The organism is Streptococcus pseudopneumoniae (assembly GCF_001068775.1).
Classification (GTDB): domain Bacteria; phylum Bacillota; class Bacilli; order Lactobacillales; family Streptococcaceae; genus Streptococcus; species Streptococcus pseudopneumoniae_N.
In genome coordinates this window covers 1-1,948 of the sequence record NZ_JWAJ01000126.1, presented here as the reverse complement: position 1 = coordinate 1,948, position 1,948 = coordinate 1, and the positions used below count along the sequence as shown (strand labels likewise).

Here is a 1,948-nt window from a genome sequence, read left to right as displayed (position 1 = left end):
GTACGTTGATCAAACAACTGGTCAAACCCTTGCCAATGATCAAGTCGGTGGTAAATCAGGTGAGGCAATCAACTACTCAACTGCGGACAAGATCAAGTACTATGAAGATCGTGGCTATGTTCTTGTAAGCGATGAATTCCCAGCAGGAGTTCACTTCGATACCGATGCTTCAGTCGATCAAACATGGACAGTAACCTTGAAACATGGTGAAACTCCAGTAGGACCAAATGACCCACATAACCCAACAGATCCAATCAATCCAAATGATCCAAACAGTCCTAAGTACCCAGCGACAGATCAATGGAAGAAAGATGTCACATCTACTGTTAAGTATGTGGTATCAGATGGTAAGGTAGCAGCCCCAGCAGATCATGTTGAAAACGCGACATGGACACGTACCCTTACCTTGGATAAAGTCACAGGTAAAGAACTTTCAGCGACACCATGGGCATCAGATAAGACAGCCTACGCTGAAGTTCCAACACCAGGTTTGACAGGATACTACGCTGATAAAGCAAGTGTTGCTTCTAAGGCAGTTACTCAAGAAAACCTTGAAGAAACTGTTACTTACAAACCACTTGGAAACTTGGTTCCAAAACCAGAAACACCAAATGATCCAAACTTCCCATCAACACCAGGTGTTAAATATCCGAACGATCCAACAGACCCAACGAAACCAGGTCAACCAGTCGTTCCTGATGTACCAGGTTATGAACCACACCTTCCAGATCCAAACGATCCAACGAAACCAGGTCAACCAATCCAACCAGGAACACCTGTAACACCTGATAAACCAGGGGAAGATACGCCAATCATCTATGTACCAAAAACAAATGATGTGACGCAACCAACAAAACAAACGGTAACGTTTGAAGGAGCTGGTTCAACCACACCAAAAGATGATGTTCAAAGCGACTATACCTTCACAGGTAAGAAGAATCAAGCAGATGGTACAACAACATGGACTGAAAACAGTCATGACTATGGCAAAGTAAAAGTCCCAGTCGTTGAACACTATTATGCGGATAAAGCTGAAGCAGGTGGTAAGACAGTTACACCAGAACACCCAGAAGCTACAGATAAAGTAGTTTATAAGGAACTCGGTAAGATCATTCCAGTTGACCCAGATGGAAACCCAATTCCAAATGCGCCAACTCCACAATATACGAATGATCCAAACGATCCAACTAAAGGTGGTGTAACCCCAACACCAGTCATCCCAGGTTATGTGACAGACACTCCAAGTGTAACTCCTAACAAACCAGGAGAAGATACACCTGTTGTCTACCGTAAGGCAGAACAAAAAGCTATTATCAAGTATGTAGACCAAAATACTGGTGAAACACTTGAAAATGATCAAGTAGGTGGTAAATCTGGTGAAGCTATTGACTACTCAACTGCAGCTAAGATTAAGTACTATGAAGATCGTGGATACGTTCTTGTAAGCGATGAGTTCCCAGCAGGAGCTACTTATGACACAGATGCATCTGTTGATCAAACTTGGACAGTAACCTTGAAACACGGTGAAACTCCAGTTGGACCAAACGATCCACACAATCCAACAGATCCAATCAATCCAAATGATCCAAACAGTCCTAAATACCCTGCGACAGATCAATGGAAGAAGGATGTAACGTCAACTGTTCATTATGTGGTATCAGACGGTAAGGCAACTGCCCCAGCTGACAATGTTCAAAATGCACAATGGACACGTACCTTAAATCTTGATAAAGTTACAGGTAAAGTTCTTAACCCTGATGCAACATGGACAGCGAATAAGGCTAACTATGATGCAGTTCCAACACCAGGATTGACAGGTTACTATGCGGATAAAGCAAATGTTGATTCTAAGACAGTCACTCAAGAAAATCTTGAAGAAACTGTAACTTACAAACCACTTGGAAACTTGGTTCCAAAACCAGAGAAACCAAATGATCCAAACTTCCCA

1 protein-coding gene is annotated in these 1,948 nt (G+C 42.6%); it reads left to right on the top strand.

Annotated elements, in window-relative coordinates:
• Positions 1-1,948 (top strand): mucin-binding protein (locus ADF68_RS11095; RefSeq protein ID WP_053090652.1); only part of this gene is annotated, 1,948 nt, incomplete at both ends.